The organism is Nitrosomonas europaea, assembly GCF_900167395.1.
GTDB classification, from domain to species: Bacteria; Pseudomonadota; Gammaproteobacteria; order Burkholderiales; family Nitrosomonadaceae; genus Nitrosomonas; species Nitrosomonas europaea.
The window spans coordinates 1-23,066 of record NZ_FUWK01000025.1 but is presented as its reverse complement, the minus strand read 5'-3'; the positions used below and the strand labels follow the sequence as shown (position 1 = coordinate 23,066).

24 protein-coding genes and 1 tRNA gene are annotated in these 23,066 nt (G+C 49.6%); 13 read left to right on the top strand and 12 right to left on the bottom strand.

Features of this window, described 5'->3' with window-relative positions:
- The first annotated feature begins 11 nt into the window (after positions 1 to 11).
- The 4 genes from B5D58_RS08705 (at position 12) to nudB (ending at position 4,243) form a co-directional block, all read left to right on the top strand.
- Positions 12 to 1,463, top strand: coding sequence for a mannose-1-phosphate guanylyltransferase/mannose-6-phosphate isomerase (locus B5D58_RS08705; protein ID WP_041357308.1), 1,452 nt, complete (start codon positions 12 to 14; stop codon positions 1,461 to 1,463).
- A gap of 105 nt (positions 1,464 to 1,568) precedes the next feature.
- Positions 1,569 to 1,907, top strand: a complete 339-nt coding sequence (locus B5D58_RS08700; RefSeq protein WP_011112742.1) for an FmdB family zinc ribbon protein — start codon at positions 1,569 to 1,571, stop codon at positions 1,905 to 1,907.
- An 83-nt stretch (positions 1,908 to 1,990) separates the two neighbouring features.
- Complete coding sequence (gene aspS / locus B5D58_RS08695; protein ID WP_011112743.1) at positions 1,991 to 3,772, top strand: aspartate--tRNA ligase; 1,782 nt, start codon at positions 1,991 to 1,993, stop codon at positions 3,770 to 3,772.
- A 12-nt stretch (positions 3,773 to 3,784) separates the two neighbouring features.
- On the top strand, positions 3,785 to 4,243 hold the full coding sequence (gene nudB, locus B5D58_RS08690; protein ID WP_011112744.1) for a dihydroneopterin triphosphate diphosphatase: 459 nt from the start codon (positions 3,785 to 3,787) through the stop codon (positions 4,241 to 4,243).
- Positions 4,244 to 4,326: 83 nt separating this feature from the next.
- Here the strand turns inward: nudB and B5D58_RS08685 are convergent.
- Positions 4,327 to 4,403, bottom strand: a tRNA-Val gene (locus tag B5D58_RS08685).
- Between the two features lie 136 nt (positions 4,404 to 4,539).
- On the opposite strand from B5D58_RS08685, the gene gmk reads away from it, so the two are divergent.
- Both gmk and rpoZ read left to right on the top strand, forming a co-directional pair.
- Entirely contained in the window at positions 4,540 to 5,145 is a 606-nt protein-coding gene (gene gmk, locus B5D58_RS08680) for a guanylate kinase (protein ID WP_011112745.1), read from the top strand.
- Between the two features lie 45 nt (positions 5,146 to 5,190).
- On the top strand, positions 5,191 to 5,394 hold the full coding sequence (rpoZ, locus tag B5D58_RS08675) for a DNA-directed RNA polymerase subunit omega (protein ID WP_011112746.1): 204 nt from the start codon (positions 5,191 to 5,193) through the stop codon (positions 5,392 to 5,394).
- Between the two features lie 182 nt (positions 5,395 to 5,576).
- On the opposite strand, the gene B5D58_RS08670 is transcribed toward rpoZ, so the two are convergent.
- The 4 genes from B5D58_RS08670 to B5D58_RS08655 form a co-directional block, all read right to left on the bottom strand.
- Complete coding sequence (locus tag B5D58_RS08670) at positions 5,577 to 5,990, bottom strand: GNAT family N-acetyltransferase (protein ID WP_011112747.1); 414 nt, start codon at positions 5,988 to 5,990, stop codon at positions 5,577 to 5,579.
- A gap of 22 nt (positions 5,991 to 6,012) precedes the next feature.
- Positions 6,013 to 6,615, bottom strand: coding sequence for a class I SAM-dependent methyltransferase (locus tag B5D58_RS08665; protein ID WP_041357312.1), 603 nt, complete (start codon positions 6,613 to 6,615; stop codon positions 6,013 to 6,015).
- Positions 6,616 to 6,722: 107 nt separating this feature from the next.
- Positions 6,723 to 7,097, bottom strand: a complete 375-nt coding sequence (locus B5D58_RS08660) for a VOC family protein (protein WP_041357313.1) — start codon at positions 7,095 to 7,097, stop codon at positions 6,723 to 6,725.
- Between the two features lie 55 nt (positions 7,098 to 7,152).
- A complete protein-coding gene (locus B5D58_RS08655) occupies positions 7,153 to 7,857 on the bottom strand; it encodes a type 1 glutamine amidotransferase domain-containing protein (RefSeq protein ID WP_011112750.1) in 705 nt (234 codons plus the stop codon).
- A 483-nt stretch (positions 7,858 to 8,340) separates the two neighbouring features.
- On the opposite strand from B5D58_RS08655, the gene hslV reads away from it, so the two are divergent.
- The 6 genes from hslV (at position 8,341) to B5D58_RS08625 (ending at position 15,571) form a co-directional block, all read left to right on the top strand.
- Complete coding sequence (gene hslV / locus B5D58_RS08650) at positions 8,341 to 8,862, top strand: ATP-dependent protease subunit HslV (protein ID WP_011112751.1); 522 nt, start codon at positions 8,341 to 8,343, stop codon at positions 8,860 to 8,862.
- A 33-nt stretch (positions 8,863 to 8,895) separates the two neighbouring features.
- Complete coding sequence (gene hslU / locus B5D58_RS08645; protein WP_011112752.1) at positions 8,896 to 10,227, top strand: ATP-dependent protease ATPase subunit HslU; 1,332 nt, start codon at positions 8,896 to 8,898, stop codon at positions 10,225 to 10,227.
- Positions 10,228 to 10,237: 10 nt separating this feature from the next.
- Positions 10,238 to 11,416: an acetyl-CoA C-acyltransferase family protein gene (locus B5D58_RS08640; protein WP_011112753.1), complete on the top strand. Its 1,179-nt coding sequence runs from the start codon at positions 10,238 to 10,240 to the stop codon at positions 11,414 to 11,416.
- Positions 11,417 to 11,445: 29 nt separating this feature from the next.
- Positions 11,446 to 13,080, top strand: coding sequence for a glucose-6-phosphate isomerase (gene pgi, locus B5D58_RS08635; protein WP_011112754.1), 1,635 nt, complete (start codon positions 11,446 to 11,448; stop codon positions 13,078 to 13,080).
- A 24-nt stretch (positions 13,081 to 13,104) separates the two neighbouring features.
- Positions 13,105 to 14,592, top strand: a complete 1,488-nt coding sequence (gene glgA / locus B5D58_RS08630) for a glycogen synthase GlgA (protein ID WP_011112755.1) — start codon at positions 13,105 to 13,107, stop codon at positions 14,590 to 14,592.
- A 211-nt stretch (positions 14,593 to 14,803) separates the two neighbouring features.
- Positions 14,804 to 15,571, top strand: a complete 768-nt coding sequence (locus B5D58_RS08625; RefSeq protein ID WP_011112756.1) for a PEP-CTERM sorting domain-containing protein — start codon at positions 14,804 to 14,806, stop codon at positions 15,569 to 15,571.
- 80 nt (positions 15,572 to 15,651) lie between these two features.
- On the opposite strand, the gene B5D58_RS08620 is transcribed toward B5D58_RS08625, so the two are convergent.
- Genes B5D58_RS08620 through B5D58_RS08590 form a run of 7 tightly spaced genes read right to left on the bottom strand, consistent with a single transcriptional unit; the run spans position 15,652 to position 22,770 of the window.
- The gene (locus tag B5D58_RS08620; protein ID WP_011112757.1) at positions 15,652 to 16,794 is read right to left on the bottom strand and encodes a glycosyltransferase family 4 protein; all 1,143 of its coding nucleotides are present in this window, start codon (positions 16,792 to 16,794) and stop codon (positions 15,652 to 15,654) included.
- A gap of 1 nt (position 16,795) precedes the next feature.
- Positions 16,796 to 17,917 (bottom strand): glycosyltransferase family 4 protein, encoded by a 1,122-nt coding sequence (locus B5D58_RS08615; RefSeq protein ID WP_050731281.1) that lies wholly within the window; start codon positions 17,915 to 17,917, stop codon positions 16,796 to 16,798.
- A complete protein-coding gene (locus B5D58_RS08610; RefSeq protein ID WP_011112759.1) occupies positions 17,917 to 18,909 on the bottom strand; it encodes a hypothetical protein in 993 nt (330 codons plus the stop codon). Before B5D58_RS08610 ends, B5D58_RS08615 begins: the two co-directional genes overlap by 1 nt.
- A 57-nt stretch (positions 18,910 to 18,966) precedes the next feature.
- Positions 18,967 to 20,067: a glycosyltransferase gene (locus B5D58_RS08605; RefSeq protein ID WP_011112760.1), complete on the bottom strand. Its 1,101-nt coding sequence runs from the start codon at positions 20,065 to 20,067 to the stop codon at positions 18,967 to 18,969.
- Complete coding sequence (locus tag B5D58_RS08600) at positions 20,067 to 21,101, bottom strand: ATP-grasp domain-containing protein (protein WP_011112761.1); 1,035 nt, start codon at positions 21,099 to 21,101, stop codon at positions 20,067 to 20,069. The genes B5D58_RS08605 and B5D58_RS08600 overlap by 1 nt, the downstream gene beginning before the upstream one ends.
- A 59-nt stretch (positions 21,102 to 21,160) precedes the next feature.
- On the bottom strand, positions 21,161 to 22,306 hold the full coding sequence (locus B5D58_RS08595; protein WP_011112762.1) for a CapA family protein: 1,146 nt from the start codon (positions 22,304 to 22,306) through the stop codon (positions 21,161 to 21,163).
- Positions 22,303 to 22,770 (bottom strand): MATE family efflux transporter, encoded by a 468-nt coding sequence (locus B5D58_RS08590; protein ID WP_143023739.1) that lies wholly within the window; start codon positions 22,768 to 22,770, stop codon positions 22,303 to 22,305. Before B5D58_RS08590 ends, B5D58_RS08595 begins: the two co-directional genes overlap by 4 nt.
- A gap of 51 nt (positions 22,771 to 22,821) precedes the next feature.
- On the opposite strand from B5D58_RS08590, the gene B5D58_RS08585 reads away from it, so the two are divergent.
- Positions 22,822 to 23,066: transposase (locus B5D58_RS08585; protein ID WP_143779561.1), on the top strand; the 245-nt coding region annotated here is incomplete at its 3' end.

Below are 23,066 nucleotides of genomic sequence, written 5' to 3'. Positions count from 1 at the left end.
CCAATACATACATGAAACACACGCTCATTCCCGTCATTCTCTCCGGCGGCTCGGGTACACGCCTGTGGCCACTTTCACGCCAGCAGTACCCCAAACAATTACTGCCGCTGGTCAACCGGTATTCCCTGCTGCAGGAAACCGTACGTCGCCTGGATGGGCTGGAGGACATTGCTGTTCAATCCTCCATCATCGTCAGTAACGAAGAATATCGTTTTGTGATTGCGGAGCAGCTGCGGGTTCTGGGTAAAATCGGCAAGATCATTCTCGAACCTTACGGACGCAACACCGCTCCCGCGCTGACGATAGCCGCACTGGCAGCCATGCAGGACAGTGATGATCCGGTTCTGCTGGTCATGCCATCCGACCATGTCATAACGGATATTTCAGTTTTTCAGGCAATCATTCACAAAGGAATGACACTCGCTGAAAGTGGCATGCTGGTCACTTTCGGCATCACACCGAACGCTCCGGAAACCGGCTACGGCTATATCCAGTACGGTACGGCACTGCATGAACCGGGCACTTTCCGGATCGCCCGTTTTGTCGAGAAACCGGATCTGGCCACTGCACAGAATTATCTGGAAGAAGGCTCCTACCTGTGGAATAGCGGCATGTTCATGATGCGTGCATCGATCTGGCTTACCGCCATTGATACTTGCCGTCGGGATATTCTGGAAGCCTGTCGCGCTGCCTGGCAATCAGGCTCGATCGATGGTGATTTTTACCGTATCGACAAGACCGCGTTTGCCGCTTGTCCAAGTGATTCGATCGATTATGCGGTCATGGAAACGCTTTCCGCACGTCCGGACATGCTACCGCCAGGCGCCATCATCCCGCTTTCTGCCGGATGGTCGGATATTGGCGCATGGGATGCGTTGTGGCGCACGTTACAGAAGGATGAATCAGGCAACGTGGTGCGCGGCGATGTGCTGCTGCACGCATGTCACGACACTCTGGCGTTTTCCGAGCATCGGCTGGTTGCCTGTATCGGAGTGGAAAATGTAGTGATCGTGGAAACATCCGATGCAGTTCTGGTAGCACATCAGGACAAAACACAGGAAGTCAAACACATCGTCGACATACTGAAACAACGGAATCGCCCGGAAATCCGCTCACACCGCAAAATATACCGTCCATGGGGCTGGTACGATTCAGTCGACAGAGGTGAGCGTTTTCAGGTCAAACGGATTGTCGTCAACCCCGGCGCAGCGCTGTCATTGCAAATGCACCACCACCGCGCCGAGCACTGGATCGTAGTACGGGGAACGGCACAGGTTACCCGGGCAGACAAAACCTTTCTGGTCAGCGAAAACGAATCCACCTTCATCCCGCTGGGAACGCCACATCGGCTGGAAAACCCGGGGCGTGTGCCACTGGAAATGATTGAAGTTCAGTCCGGTTCCTATCTGGGAGAGGATGATATCGTCCGGTTCGAGGATAAATACGGCAGAAAGGAAAATTAGCCAGAAGATCGTTTCTTAAACCAAAGCTCAGAACTGCATCCGGGAAATTACCCCTGTAGTCAAGTATAATGCGGGTTTTCAAGATTTTATTCCAAGGAGGAAAACATGCCGATCTATGAGTATGCCTGCCATGCATGTGGATTGGAGAAAGAGCATCTGCAGAAAATGAGTGATGCCCCGATCGCAAATTGCCCTGCCTGCGGTAGCAGTGATTATGTCAAGAAGGTATCCGCTGCGGGTTTCCAGCTGAAGGGGACCGGCTGGTATGTAACAGATTTCAGAAATAAAAATACCCGATCCGATTCGAAACCCAAAGAAGAATCCGGCAAGGAGGCGGCCGACACTGATAAAGCAGCTGCAACCACGACGACTGACAGCACGACTGCGACCGCGACGACAGCATCGACATCAACCACTGCTCCCACTGTTTCCTCTGTGGATTAGTACAAACATGCCCTGGCAGCATTTTTACAGGGCGAAATAACCGAACAATCGACTTTCTCATTCAATCAACATCAACGTCACTTATGCGTACTGACTATTGCGGCGCCATCAACACACGCCATCTGGATAAAACGATTACATTATGCGGCTGGGTACATCGCCGGCGTGATCACGGTGGAGTCATTTTTATCGATCTGCGTGACCGTGAGGGGATTGTCCAGATCGTTTGTGATCCTGATAATGTTGCCGCCTTCCAGATTGCAGAAAAAATCCGCAGCGAGTTCGTGCTCGCAATCACCGGCACAGTACGCCACCGCCCGGAAGGAACGGTCAATCACGGAATTCTCAGTGGAGAAATAGAGGTGCTGGTCAACGCCATCGAAATTCTGAATCCTTCGCTCACTCCTCCTTTCCAGATGGATGATGACAATCTGAGCGAGGCAATACGACTGGAATATCGCTATCTGGACTTACGCCGTCCGGTGATGCAGCGCAACATTCGTCTGCGACACCAGGTCACCATGGCAGTACGCATTTTTCTCGATCAGCATGGCTTCATCGATGTAGAAACGCCGATGCTGACCAAATCCACTCCGGAAGGTGCGCGTGATTACCTGGTACCTTCACGCGTCAATGCCGGTCATTTCTTTGCGCTGCCGCAATCTCCGCAATTATTCAAACAACTGCTGATGGTATCCGGTTTCGACCGGTACTATCAGATTACCCGCTGTTTCCGGGACGAAGATTTGCGTGCCGACCGCCAACCGGAATTTACTCAGATCGACATCGAAACCTCTTTTCTCCCGGAAAACGAAATCATGGGCATGATGGAGGACATGATCCGCCGTCTGTTCGCAAGTGTGCTCGATATCAGCCTGCCCGATCCCTTCCCCCGGCTCAGCTATGCTGATGCCATGTTCCTTTACGGATCGGATAAACCTGATTTACGTGTACCACTAGTTCTGACGGAACTGACCGATCTGATGCAGGACGTACCTTTCCAGGTATTCCGCGACGCTGCGCAGAAAGCAGGAGGACGGGTGGCTGCTCTGCGTGTTCCTGGTGGTGGAGAACTGTCTCGCAAGGAAATCGACGAATACACCCAGTTTGTTGGCATTTACGGAGCAAAGGGTCTGGCCTATATCAAGATCAATGACCTGACCAAGGGAATAGAAGGTTTGCAATCCCCCATTCTGAAATTCCTGCCTGAATCTGTCGTACAGTCGATACTCGAGCGCACCCAGGCACAAAATGGCGATCTGGTATTCTTCGGTGCCGACAAAGCCAAAGTCGTCAATGATGCACTGGGCGCATTACGGGTCAAGATCGGGCATGAACGCAATCTGGCCACAGACTCCTGGCAACCTTTATGGGTTGTGGATTTTCCGATGTTCGAATGGGATGAAGAAGAAAAACGCTGGCAGGCCCTGCACCATCCCTTTACCTCTCCCAGTCAGGGACATGAGGATTTTCTGACGAGCGATCCTGGCAAAGCGCTTTCCAGAGCGTATGACATGGTTCTGAATGGTATGGAAATCGGTGGCGGTTCGATTCGTATTCACCGGCAGGATATACAAAGCAAGGTGTTTCAGGCACTGAACATATCGGATGATGAAGCAAAACTGAAATTTGGCTTTCTACTAGATGCGCTGCAATACGGTGCGCCACCACACGGAGGCATCGCTTTTGGCCTCGACCGTATCGTTGCCATGATGACCGGAGCAGACTCCATTCGCGATGTAATTGCCTTCCCCAAGACACAACGTGCTCAATGTCTACTGACACAAGCACCCGGCGCAGTCGAGGAAAAACAGTTGCGAGAGCTGCATATCCGGCTACGCCGGACCGAAAACACGAACAATTGACCGGATTGTCTGTTGCAACGCTATAAATTGCCCGTATCCGTTCTGGTGGTGATCTACACGGCCGATCTCCAGGTGCTGCTGCTGGAACGTGCCGACCACCCCGGTTACTGGCAGTCTGTTACAGGCAGTCAGGATCCCGGGGAAACACTGCTGCAGACGGCAGTCCGTGAGGTTAGAGAAGAAACCGGTCTGAATACCGACGATTACGTGCTATCTGACTGGCAAATACAAAACCGCTACGAAATCTTTGAGGAATGGAACTGGCGCTACCCGCCGGGCACTACTCACAACACCGAACATGTGTTTGGTTTGGAATTACCCAAAACGATACCGGCCGTAGTCTCATCCCGTGAGCATCTCGGGTATGTCTGGCTGCCATGGCGGGAAGCAGCAGAAAAAGTATTTTCCTCCAGCAATGCATGCGCTATTCGTATGCTCGCAAGTAAACGAAAATCAGAAAATTCCCGATAAGCGGGAAACAAGACAAAATATAGAAAAGATATGACTGAAGCCGGAATGGTGGTGACAGATACCAGAACCTGCCTGTTGTCTTCTGGTAGGCGCGATTGGACTCGAACCAACGACCCCCACCATGTCAAGGTGGTGCTCTAACCAGCTGAGCTACGCGCCTGAAGAAGACGGAATTCTAACCGAAACGACGATCCGCTTCAAATTTATTCATGAGTCCTCGTCATCTACGATAATCCCGGGCGTTTTCCGGTATTTCCCTGTTAAAATACGCCACGATTTCAATAGAATGAAACATTATGAGTTGTCTGTTCGTAATCAGTGCACCCTCCGGTGCCGGTAAAACCAGTGTGATCCGTACTCTGCTACAGACGGATATCAATCTGACTCTCTCGATTTCCTATACCACGCGTCCACCCAGACGAGACGAAAAAAATGGTCATGATTATTTTTTCGTTGATCATGCAACGTTCAAAGACATGCAGGCACGTGGCGAATTTCTGGAAAGCGCCGAGGTGCACGGCAATCTCTACGGCACATCGCGCAAATGGATAGAAGAAACCATGGCAGCAGAACAGGATGTTTTGCTGGAAATAGACTGTCAGGGCGCACAGCAGATACGCACGGTCTATCCACAAGCAGCCTCCATATTTATTCTGCCTCCATCCATGGAAGCATTGAAACAGCGTCTGGAACAACGCGGTCAGGATGAAAATAAAGTCATCGAACGCCGGCTGGCTGCTGCTCGCAGTGAAATCAGCCATGTGAACAGATTTGATTACGTGGTGGTCAATCACGAACTGGAAACAGCAGCACGAGATGTTGCCTCCATCGTTCAGGCTGAACGATTGAAAACGATACGTCAGCTCGTCAGGCAGCGTTCCCTGATTGCTGAATTCTCCTGATTTTTTACAGATTTTTATTACAAATTCTTACTGGAGTTACTCTGTATGGCACGTATTACGGTAGAAGATTGTCTGGAAGTAATCCCGAATCGTTTCGACATGACCCTGGCAGCCACTGTGCGGGCAAGGCAGGTCTCAGTCGGTTCCACACCGATGATCGATTCCGAGCGCGATAAACCGATCGTCATCGCTTTACGTGAACTGGCACAAAAAAAATACGGCGAAGAAATACTCAATACGCTCCGCTGATCAGACAGTGCACCATCCTGATGCGGGTATTACTCTACCCGCATCATCCTTCCAACCATCATACCCAAACCGGTAAAACCGGCCTTTTTCAGTTTTCTACATCCGTTTACAAGTGCTTTTCGCACCATAATTTACAACCAGAGCTGCGCAGCTTCTTGTATTAGCCCAATGTAACAACAGATTTATGTCACGTTACGCATCGAGACTACCGACATCGGCCGCTCGGGTACACGGAAACCTCTGTCAAGAAAAAACTTCTCTGTGCCCTGAAACGGGGTGGCATATACCGGCACACCGCGGCACTTCTCAACGATCATGGCTAACAGGGCAGAACCTATTCCTCGCTGCTGATATGTCGGCCGAACGACAAGCTCTCCCACAAAGGTTGAAAACGCACCGTCTGTGAACGCACTGATATACCCGACAAGCAGCCCGTCAGAATCTCGGCAATAGGCAATCATCGGATAAGCTGACAGCGACTTTTCAATGGCTGTAGCATCATAATCCCCTTCCGTACCCCAGCCTGCGGAGGCCATCAGGTTTGCAAGCTCCCCGGCTACAATATTTTTATCAGCAAACATTTCGTAACTGGACATATCAATCTCCTGTGTGAATCTACTAAATTTTTTCCGCGACAATTGCGTATCGGCCCTTATCTCTTCCCCCATCCGGCAAATTCATATATTCGCCAATTACCATACGACAAGATAATCGCTGGAGGAACGTCTCTGTTTCTTGTGGCGTATTGGAATCATAATAAAATTCCTCTCCATACATGAAATCTGTAAATTCCGGGTGAGCAGATCCACCAACAGTCAACATAAGCCTGCCTCCTGACGGAAGTCCGCGTACCACCTTACTTACGATGAGTTCATGTTCTGTACGCCGAATATGGAAAAGCGAATCCCAGAGCAGAGCGCCGTGATACCCCTCTACTGGCTCATACGACTCTATCGAAGACAGAACCCATTGCTCGTGCGGAAGCTTCTGGCGGGCAAGCCGCAGCATCTCCTCTGACTGATCTACTCCGAGAACACAACGCCCTCTGGAAACGATATATTCAGCCATCGGACGGCCGGTGCCGCACCCCAGATCCAGAATCGTCGAGCCTATGGGCGCAACCGAAAGAATCGCATCGAGATATTCGCGCTCGCGTCCAAAGAACCCGTTACGAGCGACATTCCATAAATGCGCAATCTTGTTGTATGAATTACGGTTCATAAGAAATCTAACCGACAGATTGGCAAGACACTGGCTCAAGATAAGGCGCATTGTTCTTATTTCATCAAATTGCCATTACGAGAAACAGCATCGACCTGAATGAACGATTAGCCTTCGTCCCATTGAGTCAGATGCAGCAGAACACCTGATGGATCCCAGACATAAGTAACCAATGCACCATAAGATTCCCGCTTCGGCGGAGCCACACGGACAGAAGGAAAACGGCCAGATTCTATGAGCCCCGTAATGTCAGTAAAACAATTGGCCGCATCCTGCACCGATATGTGAAGCATGCTGTTCTCAGCCCATTCTTTTACATAGTAACGCTGCAGGTAAAATCTTGACCCTGCAAGGTTGAACAGCGCCAGATTGTCATCTGACCACTCCAGCTCACAACCCAATGCCGAGTAAAAATCCCTGGATAACACAAAATCCCGGGATGGAATAAAGGTACGAAGATCACTTGCATGAAGGTTAATCACCGAATTCTCCCGCACAAGAACCTGATGTTTGAATAAACCATGCCGCGAATTGGCATTACCTGAGTAAATGCCGGAGCTCATTCTTGAGAGCCTTTATCAGCAAATCAGCGACAGCCCCACCAGAAGCCGGATTCTGCCCAGTGATAAGTCTGTTATCTTCAACGGCAAAGGAGACCCACGGCTCATCAGCTTTTTTATAGATAGCGCCACGCGCAAGTAACTCTGTTTCAGTCAGAAAAGGCACAAATTTATCCAGCTCAGCAAGTTTTTCTTCCTCATTGGAAAAACCGGTTAGTTCCTTGCCTTTCACCAGCAGGCTGCCATTCGAAAGCTTTATGTTCAGCAGGCCGGCTGCGCCATGACAAACTGAAGAGACAATCCCTCCATTTTCGTAGATCTTCCGGCTGATAGATTGCAATTCTTCATTGTCGGGAAAATCCCAGATAACACCATGGCCACCAGCATAGTAGATTGCAATATAGTCATCTGGATTGACTTCACTTGCCTTCATAGTCTTGCCAAGGCGATTCATGAATTCCTTCTTCTGGTACCACTCCCAGTCAATTGGCTCAGCCATTGCCAGGCTGTGCGGATCAATCGGTGTATAGCCGCCTTGAGGGCTGACATAGTCGACTTCATACCCGGCTGCTTCGACTTTCCTGACAAAATGAACAGCCTCTCCCAGCCACAAACCTGTGGCACGATCCATCTCCGGATATTTTTCAACACTGGTTAAGACAACAAGTATCTTCTTACTCATAACGTTTCTCCATGATTAAGACGGATTACAGGTTTCACTGAAATACGAGAACGGCTAACGATTAAGCTAACAAGCAGCGTTGAGCTCATTGTGAAGGGATCAGCCATCACTGCCTCACTCACCCTTGCATTCCATCCGCAAAACACGGTGTGCGGGCCATATGGGACTTAATCAGAGGTTCCTTAAGTTCAGCGAATAAGCAAAAGTGCCACACGGGTTCGGTGTCATGTCTGATCCCTGGGAACACGATCTCCTTCTGCTATATATGCCCAACGAGCTGCAGATGTTTTCCACACGTTTGTATTATGGTTATGAATATATTCCCCTGGTTTCATGATAAACGCCACCTAAAAACTGCGGATATCTGAAAGTGTAAAATCGTAGTACGTAAAGAAAAACAGAAGATGTCAGTCGGCCAACCCGTCACCTGAATCCTATTGCAAAACGGCGCTATAATCAGGGTTTTCGTTGTAAATACAAAATATGACCACGATAGTATCAGTCCGACGCGGACGACAGGTAGCATTGGGCGGTGATGGCCAGGTAACACTCGGCGCTGTCGTCGCCAAGGCCAGCGCACGCAAAGTACGCAGGCTTTATCACAACAAGGTGCTGGCTGGATTTGCGGGCGGCACGGCGGATGCCTTCACACTGTTTGAGCGCTTCGAAGCCAAGCTGGAAAAACATCAGGGACATCTCATGCGATCCGCGGTCGAACTTGCCAAAGACTGGCGCACCGATCGTATCCTGCGCCGTCTGGAAGCCATGCTGGTGGTAGCCGATCATGAAGCCACACTGATCATCACGGGCGCAGGAGATGTGATCGAACCGGAACAGGGAATTGCAGCCATCGGCAGCGGCGGAGCCTATGCTCAGGCGGCGGCACGTGCCCTGCTGGAAAATACCGATCTGAGCCCCAAGGAGATCGTTACCAAGGCACTTACGATCGCCGGGGATATCTGCATCTATACCAATCAGGTGCATGTCATCGAACAGCTCGATTAAACAGAAATCATTCCATACCAGGAAAATCCCATCATGTCGTATATGACCCCGCAGGAAATTGTCCACGAACTGGACAAACACATCATCGGACAGGACACAGCCAAACGCGCTGTCGCAATCGCACTGAGAAACCGCTGGCGCCGGCAGCAAGTAGATGAGCCTCTGCGCCATGAAATCACTCCCAAGAATATTCTGATGATCGGCCCGACGGGCGTGGGCAAGACTGAAATCGCCAGGCGACTGGCCAGGCTGGCCAATGCTCCCTTCATCAAGATCGAGGCAACCAAATTTACCGAAGTGGGCTATGTCGGACGGGATGTCGATTCCATTATCCGTGATCTGGTGGAATCGGCCATCAAGCAGGCACGCGAGCGTGAAATCAGAAAAAATCAACCACTGGCTGAAGACCGTGCAGAGGAACGGATACTCGACGCATTGCTGCCACCTGCCCGCGACCTGGGTTTTGAGGCCAGCCCCAGCGAAGAAAGCAACGCGACCCGCCAGAAATTCCGCAAAAAATTACGTGAGGGTGAACTGGACGACAAGGAAATCGAAATCGAAGTCGCCATGGCACAAACCAGCATGGAAATTTTCGCCCCTCCTGGAATGGAAGAGCTGACTTCCCAGATTCAGGGTATGTTCCAGAACATGGGTTCTGGTAAAAGAAAGATGCGCAAGCTGCGTATCCGTGAAGCCAGAAAACTGCTGACCGAAGAAGAAGCCGCTCGCCTGGTCAACGATGAAGAATTGAAGCTGGGTGCAGTGCAGAATGTCGAACAAAATGGCATCGTATTTCTCGATGAAATCGACAAAATCACCAGCCGTTCGGAAGTCTCCGGTTCCGATGTTTCACGCCAGGGCGTTCAGCGGGATTTGCTACCATTGGTGGAAGGAACAACAATATCTACAAAATACGGCATGATCCGCACTGATCATATCCTGTTCATCGCCAGTGGCGCTTTTCACCTGGCCAAGCCATCGGATCTGATTCCCGAACTGCAGGGCCGCTTTCCCATCCGGGTGGAGCTGGAAAGTCTCAGTGCCGAAGATTTCAAACAAATACTCACCAACACGGATGCCTGCCTCATCCGCCAATATCAGGCATTACTGAAAACAGAAGGTATCGAACTGAATTTTTCAGAAGATGCCATCGGACGGCTGGCTGAAATTGCCTTCTCAGTCAATGAAAGAACCGAGAATATCGGTGCCAGAAGATTGCACACCGTGATGGAAAAATTGCTGGAAGATATTTCATTCAATGCCACCCGCTACGGCGGAAGCACGCATGTCATCGATGCCGTGTATGTCGATGAACGTCTTGGCAAGCTTTCACAAAGCGAAGATCTGGCTCGCTACGTGCTGTAACCGCATCTGAATGAGAAATGTCGTCGTTCTCAGTGGCGCAAGAACCGCGATCGGTGATTACGGTGGCGCGCTGAAGGATCTGGCGCCTGCCACGCTGGCAGCCATAACGGTCAGGGAAGCAATCACTCGCGCCAGCGTCGATTCTGACAAGATTGGGCACCTCGTCGCCGGGCACGTTATCCCCACTGAAGCGCAGGATATGTATCTGGCGCGCGTGGCGGCGCTGGAAGCCGGCCTGCCGCAGAGTGTAGCGGCGCTTACCCTGAATCGTGTTTGCGGCAGTGGATTGCAGGCCATCATTTCAGCTGCGCAGGCCGTGATGCTGGGAGATACGGAAGTGGCTATCGCTGCTGGAGCCGAGTCGATGAGTCGAGGAGGATATCTTCTTCCCGCACTGCGCTGGGGACAACGTATGCAAGACAGTACCGCAGTCGATATGATGGTGGGCGCACTGACCGATCCGTTTGACCGGGTACACATGGGAATCACTGCAGAAAACATTGCTGAAAGATGGAGCATTACCCGCGAGCAGCAGGATCGATTCGCACTGGAAAGTCATCGGCGCGCCATTCACGCTGTTCACAACGGCTATTTCCGCGAGCAGATCGTACCGGTTGAAGTTTCCACCCGCGAAGGTGTAGCGATGTTCGATACAGACCAGCACCCGCGCGACAACATCAGTATGGAAACGCTGGGTAAACTGCGCCCTGTTTTCCGGGAAGACGGCACAGTCACGGCCGGTAACGCATCCGGCATCAATGATGGTGCTGCCGCACTGGTGCTGATGGAGGAACGCGCAGCCGAACGGAATCATCATCAACCGATGGCACGTCTGGTCGCTTATGGCCACGCCGGAGTCAATCCGCGCTACATGGGAATCGGCCCCGTGCCCGCAGTCAAACAGGCACTGAACCGGGCCGGGCTCGATCTGGCTGAGATGGATGTCATCGAATCCAATGAGGCGTTTGCTGTCCAGGCGTGCGCAGTCGCCCGGGAACTGAATTTCGACCCGGACAAAGTCAATCCAAACGGGGGCGCCGTGGCACTGGGGCATCCCATTGGTGCATCCGGTTGTATACTGGCAATCAAAGCCATTTACGAGCTGCAGCGTATAAACGGCCGCTATGCACTGGTCACTTTGTGCATCGGTGGCGGACAGGGAATCGCCGCAATTTTTGAAAAACTCTGATCCGGCTGCCTACCCTATGGAGAACAGATATGTCCACACTGACCCGATCCCCTGCCTGGCTGGCTCTGAGTGCACATCAGACGGAAATTGCCAACCGCCCTCTGCGCACGCTGTTTGATGAAGATCCGCAACGATTCGACAAATTCTCACTGCAATTCAAAGATCTGCTGCTCGACTACAGCAAGCAACCTGTCGATGCAACGACCATCCGTCTTCTGCTGGCACTGGCGGAACAGCAAAAGCTGGTAGACTGGCTTGGCCGCATGGCTAATGGTGAAAAAATCAATTTCACCGAGAGCCGGGCGGCACTGCACATTGCCTTGCGTGCCAATTCACCGGTTTTCATGGATGGCGTGGATGTCACTCAGGAGGTCAGACGGGTATTGCGGCAAATCGAACAGTTTGTCCAGAAAATCCACAACCAGTCGCACCGGGGTTACTCCGGCCTGCCGATTACCGATGTCGTCAATATCGGGATAGGAGGCTCTGATCTGGGGCCGGTCATGGTGACCGAAGCACTCAAGCCGTACCACTTGCCGCAGCTTCGGACTCATTTCGTTTCCAACCTCGACGGCGCTCATCTTTCTGACACGCTGCAACACATCAATCCTGCCACCACTCTGTTCGTCATCGCTTCCAAAACGTTTACTACCCAGGAAACCCTGGCCAATGCCCATTCCGCCCGGAAATGGTTTCTGGCAGGAGGAGGCAGTAAACAGGATATTGCAGCACACTTCGTCGCCGTTTCTACCAACCGTGAGGCAGTCAGCCAGTTCGGGATCGATCCGGACAATATGTTTGAATTCTGGGATTGGGTAGGCGGGCGCTATTCGTTATGGTCAGCCATCGGCCTGCCGATTGCGCTGGCAGTGGGAATGGAACATTTCCACTCACTGCTGGCTGGTGCGCAAGCAATGGATGATCATTTTCTGACTGCTCCCTTCGAGCAGAATCTGCCAGTCATATTGGGCCTGATTGGTATCTGGCAGATCAATTTCTTTCATATCACCAGCCAGGCCATCCTGCCTTACGATCAGTCCATGCATCGTTTTCCGGCTTATCTGCAACAACTGGAGATGGAAAGCAACGGCAAGCGTGTCACCCGGAACGGAGAAGCTGTCGATTACAGTACAGGCATAATCATCTGGGGCGAGCCCGGCACCAATGGCCAGCATGCCTTTTATCAACTGCTGCATCAGGGTACACAAAAGTTCACTGCCGATTTTCTGGCACCGTGCCGCTGCCATCACCCGTTATCCGAGCATCATCCCATGCTGCTGGCGAATTTTTTCGCACAAACCGAAGCACTCATGCGCGGAAAAACTGAACAGGAAGTCCGGTCCGAGCTGGCAAACCAGAATTTATCCGCTGATCTTGTGGAACACCTGCTTCCTCACCGTGTTTTCCCGGGCAACCACGCCACGACCTCGATCCTGTTCAAAAAACTCGATCCGGCAACGCTGGGTATGCTGATCGCACTGTACGAACACAAAGTATTTGTACAAAGTGTCATCTGGGAAATCAATCCGTTCGATCAGTGGGGAGTAGAGCTCGGCAAACAACTGGCCGGCAAGATTCTGGCTGAATTGGCCCTGGATAAACCGGTAACCGGACACGATGCGTCCACCAACGGCCTGATCAATTTTTACAGAGCACAGCAATAAAGAAACGGGACCAATCTGAAAACCATGTCTTCATCTCCTTCCCGCAAAAATCCACGGGTGTTGTTTGTCACTTCCGAAGTATTTCCGTTATGCAAAACCGGAGGGCTGGGTGATGTCAGTGCCGCATTACCTGCCGCGCTGCGTGAACTGAAGGCAGATGTACGCTTACTCGTACCCGGCTACCCGTCAGTACTATCCGGGCTCAAATACAAACGTAAGCTGGCAGAATTCGATCTCCTGCCGCACTTCCCTCCAACCACATTATTTTCCTCCCGGTTACAGATCAATGAATCCGTCAGTCTGCCCTTATATGTGATCCACTGCCCGGAACTCTATCAGCGACCAGGCGGCATCTATCTGGATGACGACGGGCAGGACTGGCCGGATAACGCACAACGCTTCGGCCTGCTGTCAAAAATGGGTGCACTCCTCGCCAGTGATGCCAGCCCGCTCTCCTGGATACCGGATATCATCCATTGCAATGACTGGCAAAGCGGGCTCACACCTGCTTATCTCCACTACCACTCCGGGAAGAAAGCAGCCAGCCTGATGACACTGCACAACCTTGCTTTTCAGGGCTGCTTTCCACCCGATGAAGTAGCCAGGCTGGGATTGCCACCCGAAAGCTTCAGCGTGCATGGCGTCGAATACTACGGCAATCTATCGTTCCTCAAGGCGGGAATCTACTATGCAACCCGGATTACTACGGTCAGCCCTACTTACGCCCGGGAAATCCAGCATGAGCCGCTGGGATTCGGTTTACAGGGATTACTGGCCGAACGCAGCAACGCCATCACCGGAATCATCAACGGGATCGATAACACCGTCTGGAATCCGGCAACCGATCCGCACATCGTAAAAAAATATTCAAGCCGCAACCTGGCAGCAAAAAAAATTAACAAGCTCGCTCTGCAACGGGAGATGGGGCTGGAAGAAAACGAAACGATTCCGCTGTTTGCCGGAATCAGCCGTCTCAGTTACCAGAAAGGCTACGATATTCTGTTGCAGGTCGCACCCATGCTGGCAGATCTCCCTGCTCAACTGGTATTGCTGGGAAAGGGAGATCAATCTCTGGAAAAACAACTCGTTATGCTTGCACAAACCAACCCTGCCAGAATTGCCGTCCGCATCGACTACGACGAAGCGCTCTCGCATCGGATCAATGCCAGTGCGGACTGCTTTCTGATGCCTTCCCGCTTTGAACCGTGCGGACTGAACCAGATGTACAGCCAGCGCTACGGCACTCCGCCCATCGTCCATACAACCGGCGGACTGATCGATACAGTGACTGATCTGGCCCCTGATACTCCAGCCGGCGAATCTGCAAGCGGATTCCATTTTCACGAAATGACCGCAGATGCATTCATGAATGGAATCGGACGGGCAATTGATGCCTATTACAACACCAGGTTATGGAAAACCCTGCAGCACAATGGCATGCGTAAGGATTTCAGCTGGCGATCCAGTGCTTTGGCATACCTGTCCATTTACTCGCTGTTGATGCAGCGATAAGTATTTTCCAGGCAACCGGAACTCTGACTGCAACCCAAGAGCCGGCACAAGGTGTCCATAAAATTTACTTTATGGTATAAAGCATTAGCTACATTCCCTGAAAGTATATTGTCATATACTCCATGCAATTATCATCCAAATATGGAGGAAAGGCCGAGTGTAGCCACCTATCATCAGAAACGGTCATTCATCATTCAGGAGACTACAAGAGATGGACTTTAAATCCGGGATCAAACATGGTGTTGCGATAACAGGAATCATTTTAGGACTATCAATAACACCCGCCCAGGCTGGTGTAGCTGGCTCGATGGTACTGGACATAACTGGTGGTTGTTTTTCCTATGGTGCCAATGGTGCGACAGGTTGTGGAATAAGCGATGGCTCACCAGATGCTGCCGGGGCCAAAGAATACGCCACTGGGTCATTTACATTTAGCAATACCCTTTCCGGGATCAGCAACCCGGCAGCCTATGCCTATCAGGCCTCTGTTTCCCTGTATGCAGAAGCCCCCCCTGACAATCCAGTTATTTCATTTTATGACACACGATCAAAGTCATTTGCCACACTGGCTGATCTGCAATCCGACCCGTTATGGAATACAGCTTATGCATTTGTCACCGCTGTACTGGCCAATACAAATGGTTCCTTCACAGCAACAATACCAACGCCACCAGCACCACCAGGAACAACGGTTGAAGCTTCATGGAATTACACACTAAGCAATCTTACGCCTGGCCCCGGGTCTACACCCGCCTATGCTACTGGCGAATTCGAAGCCTGGTCAAAAGATGATCTAAATGGGCTCGCACTAATTTTGTTTGGCCCAGAACAGCCACTTCCCACCAGTCCTGTCAACTTTTCACTCACCGTAGCACTCAGTGCGATACCAGAGCCAGCTACGATTGCGTTGATCGGTCTGGGGATTTTAGGGATGGGCGCAGCACAAAGGCGCAAAACCCCTGCAGCCTTGCCTGTCTGAATCACAGGCGAACTGGCTTTTCAGTGCAAAGTAATTCAGCCTGAAGAGCCATGCCAGCTTTCAGGTACCTGAACACAAACTCAGGACTGTCCTGATGGTGATGGTTCCGGGCGATTCAATATTTCCTCGATCGCCCGCAGATATTTATCGATCACGATCCGCTCATCAAATTCTCGCTCCATCTTTTCTCTGCCGTGCAATCCCATAGCTGTACGCTCAATGCAGGATAACGCAACTATTCTGGAAATTTTATCAGCAAGATCAGTAGCATCCCGCGGTCTGCACAAATAACCATTGATACTGTCATCAACGACATCACGGCAACCGACAGCATCCGCTGCTACAATGGGACGCGCCATCGCTGCTGCTTCGAGCAGAGTACGGGGAATACCCTCCCGATAGGAAGGCAAGACAACGCAATCAGCCAGCGCAATTTCTTCCGCCACGTTATCACTCACTCCCAGATAGCGAATGACTCCCTCTGCTATCCATTCATCCATCTGCTGGCGTGAAATGGCTGTCGGGTTTTGTACATCCAGAAAACCCAGCAGGCAAAATTCCGCATTCACCCCCTGTTTTTTCAGAATACGCGCTGCCTCAACAAATTCACCCACCCCCTTATCCCACAACATGCGCGCAATCAGCAGAAAGCGTAAAGGGGTCTTATCGGGCAGAGGTACGGGTACAAAACGGTTGAGATCGATACCTGAACCCGGCAAGCGATCAGTAACTACATCCGATACCAGATTTTTTGAAACAAACAGGGCTCTGTCCACATTATTCTGAAAAAATACCTTTGCTGAGCGTGATAAAGCCACACGATACAATCTTTGTACCAGACGGGTCAGCCACCCTTCCTGGATAAATACCGCCCCCAGCCCGGCAATGTTGTTGATTACCGGTACACCCAGCAAATGAGCTGCCAGTGAACCATAAATATTCGGTTTGACTGTATACCCCAGATAGACTGCCGGTTTTTCTTTACGCAACAGTTGCAGAAAACGCCAGAAAAGCAGTAGATCCCGCCCTGGGTGCGTCCCCTTATTATCCATCGATAGCGGTACATAGCGGCAGCCCAACTCCGCCAATCGTGGCGCATACTCATCCGGCGGCGCAATTGCCACCACCTCATATCCCGCAGCGGCCAAACCACGAATCAGATTCGCACGAAAATTCACCAGATTCCATGCAGCATTGAGTGCGATGATGACTTTTTTATCCAAGCTACAATTTATTTTGCCAGACAAGATGATAATTTTCGACCATGCGCTCCAGACTGAAATGATCTTCCACCCGCTGCCGTACAGCAGTACAGCGCACCTGCCAGGCCGCCTCATCATGCATGGCTACATACGCCTGCAACAGAGCATCAGCAAGCATTCCCGGATTTCTGGCTGGGACTACCCAACCGGTCTCACCAACAATCAGAGCAGCATCACCTACATTCGTCGTTACTACTGATGTTCCACAGGCCATGGCTTCAGCTACTACATTGGGAAATGCTTCACTGGAACTGGATAGCACATGCACATCCAGCGCATTCATCACATCAGGTATATCCATGCGCTGCCCCAATAGCTTCACTTCACCAGCCAGATCCAGCTCTGTCAGCCAGGCCATCAACTGCGCATTATTCTGATCCAGGCCACGGCCAGCCAACACACAGCAAAAATCCACGCCACGGTACTTAACAATCGCCAATGCATCCAGCAGATTTTTATGGTCTTTCAGTGGATCAAACCGCCCTACCATACCGATCAGCCAGCGGCTACCTGTATTCCATTCTGTACGCAACCGTACACGCGCATCTTCATCGACACGAAAACGAACCAGATCGTAACCATTGGGAATCACTCGTAATTTTTCTGCTGCATAACCCAGCTCACGATGTGCTTCCAGGGCTTTCTGCGCGCAGCAGATGATGGCTGAAGGCAGGCAGGAACTGATACGAGCACATAATCTGGCGACCCAAATTGTAGAACGTCTAGATTGCCCAGCATGCAGCGTGGTATGGTGGATTCCCCAAAACACTTGTTTTACTCCAGCCAGACGGGCAATCAATCCACCAACCAGATCAGCGTGATACATCCACGTCTGCACTGCTTGCGGACGAATCTGACGCAGCAATCGCCACAATCGCCACAGGCCACCTAACGTGACTCTGCCCCGTGGCATGCTCAGACAAGATACCTGCACCCCGGCCTCACGCAACAAAGCACCATATTTACCCTCATCCATCAATGAAATGACATAATGTTCTGCTGCTTTATCACTGCTGCACAAACGGTACAGAACCGCCTCCGCACCGCCATCGTTAAGGCCAGAGATAATATGAACAGTTTCCATTAACCACTCAATATGCGGAGCCAATACAACCATTGAAACACAGCATAGACAATAAACAGGACTAAAATCATTATTTTTATTACGCCGTGCAAACTTAAAACTGCAGAAACAAGACCTGGAAATGCAGCAGCCAGAAATCTTGTTGAATATCCGCCATGAAATACATTCACGAAAACGATAGAAACGATTACCAGCGCATAACGTGCATAATCTAATGTCACTAAATATCGACGACCTAAATAAAAGGGAATAAGCAAAGCTATCCAGAACAAGGAGTACAACAAAGAGCTGGACATATCGTGGTATTCAGCACGGCGATCCTCTATCGCCGATAGCAGAGCCTCACGTAACGGACCAATCAAAAGTGATATGAAGGCACCAACAGCAAAGAGTATGGCAAACACTGTCGAACAGCCTATCCGGAAACGTATAGAAAGCCATTGAGCCAACCAGACCGCTGCATATATCAGAATGAACAATGTTGTTCCAGAATGTATGAATAAAGAAGTCAGCACCAAAGCAAAAGGAATTGCTCTGTATCGCCCATGCAACAGATAGGCCGCGCCCAGAATCGATATCGCCAGCGCAAGCCGGTACTGCGAAAAAGCAAAATCAATGACTAGTGGATTTACAAGCAAGGGAAGTGCGTAAATACTCTGCCATTTTGCCAATAACAACCCAAAAATCAGCAACGTAATAAAAGAAATTGCCAGAAACACATGATCGATCAGGATGCCGGTATTGTTGACCAACCAACCTATTGCGTAATGCCACAGAAATTCATTCGAAACATAGCTCAAAACCCCACTAAATTCTTTATAGTCAAGAACACTGGTTTTATAAAGAAAATATTCTGAATAAACTCCCTTATCAACAAATCCATAGCCATTGACAGCGCGAAAAATTTCCTCCCATGGCACTGAAATAATAACTGTAACGAACCCCAGAACTGCAATGGCATTAAATGTTGCTCTGTCTATTGTGGTTTTCACTTTATTTCTGCTTAATACTCTCAGAAAACCATCCGCCAGTACCCCAACAACTAGATATCAGCGCATACTCCTCAGTATTTTTAGGTAAGCATCTACGGCCAGTTCCGGTCTAAAACCACCAGCACGCTGACGTACATCAGACAATTGATTTTCTGGCATTCCCAGTAAGGTAACCATTGCCTCTGCCAATGCCTCTTCATCCCCCACCGGTACCAACCTTCCCCACTTCCCCCCTTCCAGAATCTCATCCGGTCCACTCGGGCAATCAGTACTCACAACAGCAGTACCACAAGCCATTGCCTGAATCAGTACATTTGGCAACCCCTCCCATCTGGAAGACAGCACAAACAACCGCACACGGCTCATCCATGCGAAAGGGTTATCAGCAAACCCCGGAAGCTGGACGCTATCCTGTACTCCAAGGGACGCTACCAGCTGTTCCAGCTCCGCACGCAACTCTCCTTCTCCCAGGATTACAAGACGGCAGTCACGCACAGTACGTACTTGGGCAAAAGCATGGATCAGAGTAGAAAAATCTTTTTGTGGTGTAAGCCTTCCTACGCCCAGAATAACAGGGGGTTTACCCTCTCCCAGCCAAGGATGTTCCAGCGGCATCCTGGATTTTTCGATCAATTCTGGTGTTACCACCGGGTTGAAAATTACAGATATCCGATCACGCGGCAGGTTGATGGCATTTGCCAGATCATCCGCTACACCTCCGGATACTGCCGTCACCCCATCTGTTTTACGATAGGCCCATCGCATCATGTGTAACACCACACGCGAACGCAAATTTTTTGAAGAGCTGCCGGATAATGAAACATTGTTACGTTCGCTCACTACCAGACGGGCAGGCACTCCAGCCAGCATTCTCGCCACGACAGCAATCACATTGGCATGATTGAGCGCGGATAGCATCGCTTGAGGTCGCTCCCGGCGCAAGTATCGTACCAAGCCAGGCAAACTAGTCAGTACCCGATTGGACTGCAAATCCACGATACGCACGCCGGGTGAAACTTCAGAAAGATAAGGGCCCTCAGCACGGACCAGTACCAGATCCACCTTCAACCCTCGATCGGCAAAACCATTGGCCAGTGTAGCCATAGCCCGCTCAGCGCCACCACCACGCAGAGATGGAAGGTATATGGCGATATGCATCAGCTCCTCTCTACCGAAGACACGATCAGATCATCCACCATGAAATCTTCAGGATGGAAACTTCCCTCTACCCACGTCATGTCATTTCTCCAGTAACCGGGACAGGATAAATAACCGTGAGATGCAAATGCATAACTCATCTCTACAACCAACGGGCTACCATCAGAAAAAATAAAGTCCAGAACAAGAGATTGCGATCTGGTTTTTTTTGCCAGATCAAATGTCATCCTGATACAAGCTTCGGGAATCAATTCCGGGTCATACAGAATTTTTCCACTTCCGGATGCTCTGAAATCCCCTTCACGTACCATCCTTTTGATACCAAATGCCCTTTTTCCTATGGCTATTACACGAATATCGGAATCGTTATCAGGAACAAAATCCTGGAAATAGGCATAATTTCTTTGAACTGGCAAACGTTCAAGGGTAGGGTTCTTAATCAGTGCACGAAAGATCCCTCTGGAGATATTGAAAAAAGAAATAAAAGTCTTGTCTCTTTTAAACTGCCACCAGCGCTCACTCAGGGCATTCCAGCGTGAAACCGGTGGAAAACCGGTTGAAAAAGCTTTATTAATAAGCCTTTCTGCTTTGTTTATATCGTTCACCAGAAAAACATTGCTGCTTCCAGCCCCCCCTCTCAATTTAAAAACCTTTGGATATTCCGTTTTCCTGGCCCACTCCAGCGCCCTGGCTCGATCAAGAAAAACATAACTCTTAACCATGGGAACCCCTAAAGCTTCCATCAGGTATTTCTGTGCTACCTTGTCGTCAAAATGCCAACAGGTTTCAGAATTCGGGAAAACCCGGATTCCCATCGACTCCACAGCTTTGATCAAACCGCGTGCGATCAACATATCTTCGGCATAGGTCTGGCTCCAGTTCCACATCAGAAACGAACAATCAGCCAGTTCTTCAATGATATCGGATGAATGGCAATCAACTGTTTTGTATGGAATATTTCTTTGCTGGCAATACGCTATCCAGCGATCGCTGAAGCTCCCTGATCGGTTATGTATGGCTGCTTTAGGGCTCATATTTACCCCTAAATTAAAAATTTTTCACTTTTATTTCCCACGAAAAATACCCTACTTATTTATAACTCTCGACGGGGAGATTCTGCCTGAATAACTGATATAAGCACCTCTCGATGTGATTGACACCTAATCAAATTCAATTTTGCAAGAGAATTTTTTCTATTAAAAAATAATTTTATTATTGGAATATTTCTGGCTAATCTTCCTGCTCCAGGAAAAATAAAAGGGAAAAACTGTCTTAGAAGGTAATTATGTGTTCGCTGCTTTACAAAAGAATTCCATTCATTTAGCCACACCTCATTTTCTTGCACGGCATTTCTTAATGCTTCAATTTTGGAAACAGCTTTATCACGCTCATCTCCTCTCAACAACTCAACACCCTCAACTGTGATCGATTGTCTATAGGGAATAATTTCTATCGCCTCAAACGTACAATCCACTTCATTGAACTTAAGTTTTGCCATGTATCCGACATCCCATTCATGAACCATAGATAACGTGTCAAAAACAAAATTACCCAAAGAATAGACAATAGGTCTCCCGTTATATATTTCATAAGCACCTGGTACGTGTGGATGATGGCAGATAACCGCATTTACGCCTAAGTCAATGTAATGCTTGCACAGTTTTCTTAAACCAGGTCTTGGATAGTGAAAATGCTCATTGCCGCCATGTATTGTGACAATAACAATATCTGCCTTGGCTTGAGCTTCTCGTATTTGATAATAATTATCAACAGGATCTAGTGGTGCACTACCTGGGCCATTATTCTCGGATTGGTTAAACTCATGCTCAGCAACAGCAATGACGGCAAGTTTCTTTCCCTTAACCTTAGATATATGGATTTTCTGTGCTTCAGCAAGATTAATTCCTGCACCAACCGTCGACACTCCAACAGATCGGCATGCGGTGATAGTATCAATCAACCCTTGAACCCCATAATCCAAACTATGGTTATTGGCAAGGCCTGCAACAGTGAAATCTGCAATCCCACTCGCACATTGAGGGCCTGCTCTTAGTGCCGGGCCGGATTTATTGATAGCTACCTGATGATCAGTCAGGGGGCACTCGAGATTGACAAATGAGAAATCTGCTGTCTTTATTTCAATCGCAGCATTTCCAAGTATGGCACTACCTCTTTCAAGTACGATTGCCTCAAATCTTCGACAAGGCGCGTAATCTCCACAAAAAATTAAGCTGATCATCTTTTATTATCTAAAGCTTGAACGTAATACCAGTAGGTCAGCACAGCCATTATGAATGATGAGCCAACTACTACAGATATCGCTCCATAGGCTTGGTATTTTTGAATTAAATAAACTCCTACCACCGCAGATGTGACCGAAGTATAGAGAACGATATTTTTGTAAATATGCTCTCTCCCAACCAACATCAGGTAATTAGCCCCGGTTGCATTTCTGATAAAAATGAAGATTATCCACAAGGATAAAATCCGCATATACGTGGATATCTCGTCCGAATTACCAGAAAAAAGAATACTGGAAATCGCGTCAGAGAAAATAGCTATCCCCAGAGTCAGCATAAGTCCAGAAATCATCATTATTTTCATATAAACAGGATGATCTTCCAGATTTCTGGATAAATGTGGCAAGAAAACATTACTTAGAATTGTTCCTAGGACAAATCGACATTTACGGATTCTCAACATCTATAATTTTTGCTTTACTGAAAGAGGTCTAACATTTTCAGTGAGGAATGTATGAAACGCTATGAATTGAACAGGGAGCAATGGTGTCGAATAGAGCCGTTTATACCGGGGAAAATTGGGGATCGTGGCCGACATGGTGCTGATAATCTATTGTTCATAAATGGTGTTTTATGGGTTTTACGCTCCGGCGCGCACTGGCATGACCTGCCGGAGCGGTATGGCAAATGGAAAACTGCTCACAAACGCTTTACGCGGTGGGCACAGGCCGGTATTTGGGAAAAGATATTCGATGTTTT

Bases quoted from the DNA above. Each gene is read 5' to 3' on its own strand.
- B5D58_RS08705 (WP_041357308.1), top strand. From the start codon at position 12: ATGAAACACACGCTCATTCCCGTCATTCTCTCCGGCGGCTCGGGTACA.
- B5D58_RS08700 (WP_011112742.1), top strand. From the start codon at position 1,569: ATGCCGATCTATGAGTATGCCTGCCATGCATGTGGATTGGAGAAAGAG.
- aspS (WP_011112743.1), top strand. From the start codon at position 1,991: ATGCGTACTGACTATTGCGGCGCCATCAACACACGCCATCTGGATAAA.
- gmk (WP_011112745.1), top strand. From the start codon at position 4,540: ATGAGTTGTCTGTTCGTAATCAGTGCACCCTCCGGTGCCGGTAAAACC.
- rpoZ (WP_011112746.1), top strand. From the start codon at position 5,191: ATGGCACGTATTACGGTAGAAGATTGTCTGGAAGTAATCCCGAATCGT.
- B5D58_RS08670 (WP_011112747.1), bottom strand. From the start codon at position 5,990: ATGTCCAGTTACGAAATGTTTGCTGATAAAAATATTGTAGCCGGGGAG.
- B5D58_RS08665 (WP_041357312.1), bottom strand. From the start codon at position 6,615: ATGAACCGTAATTCATACAACAAGATTGCGCATTTATGGAATGTCGCT.
- B5D58_RS08655 (WP_011112750.1), bottom strand. From the start codon at position 7,857: ATGAGTAAGAAGATACTTGTTGTCTTAACCAGTGTTGAAAAATATCCG.
- hslV (WP_011112751.1), top strand. From the start codon at position 8,341: ATGACCACGATAGTATCAGTCCGACGCGGACGACAGGTAGCATTGGGC.
- hslU (WP_011112752.1), top strand. From the start codon at position 8,896: ATGTCGTATATGACCCCGCAGGAAATTGTCCACGAACTGGACAAACAC.
- B5D58_RS08640 (WP_011112753.1), top strand. From the start codon at position 10,238: ATGAGAAATGTCGTCGTTCTCAGTGGCGCAAGAACCGCGATCGGTGAT.
- pgi (WP_011112754.1), top strand. From the start codon at position 11,446: ATGTCCACACTGACCCGATCCCCTGCCTGGCTGGCTCTGAGTGCACAT.
- glgA (WP_011112755.1), top strand. From the start codon at position 13,105: ATGTCTTCATCTCCTTCCCGCAAAAATCCACGGGTGTTGTTTGTCACT.
- B5D58_RS08625 (WP_011112756.1), top strand. From the start codon at position 14,804: ATGGACTTTAAATCCGGGATCAAACATGGTGTTGCGATAACAGGAATC.
- B5D58_RS08615 (WP_050731281.1), bottom strand. From the start codon at position 17,917: ATGGAAACTGTTCATATTATCTCTGGCCTTAACGATGGCGGTGCGGAG.
- B5D58_RS08605 (WP_011112760.1), bottom strand. From the start codon at position 20,067: ATGCATATCGCCATATACCTTCCATCTCTGCGTGGTGGTGGCGCTGAG.
- B5D58_RS08600 (WP_011112761.1), bottom strand. From the start codon at position 21,101: ATGAGCCCTAAAGCAGCCATACATAACCGATCAGGGAGCTTCAGCGAT.
- B5D58_RS08595 (WP_011112762.1), bottom strand. From the start codon at position 22,306: ATGATCAGCTTAATTTTTTGTGGAGATTACGCGCCTTGTCGAAGATTT.
- B5D58_RS08590 (WP_143023739.1), bottom strand. From the start codon at position 22,770: ATGTTGAGAATCCGTAAATGTCGATTTGTCCTAGGAACAATTCTAAGT.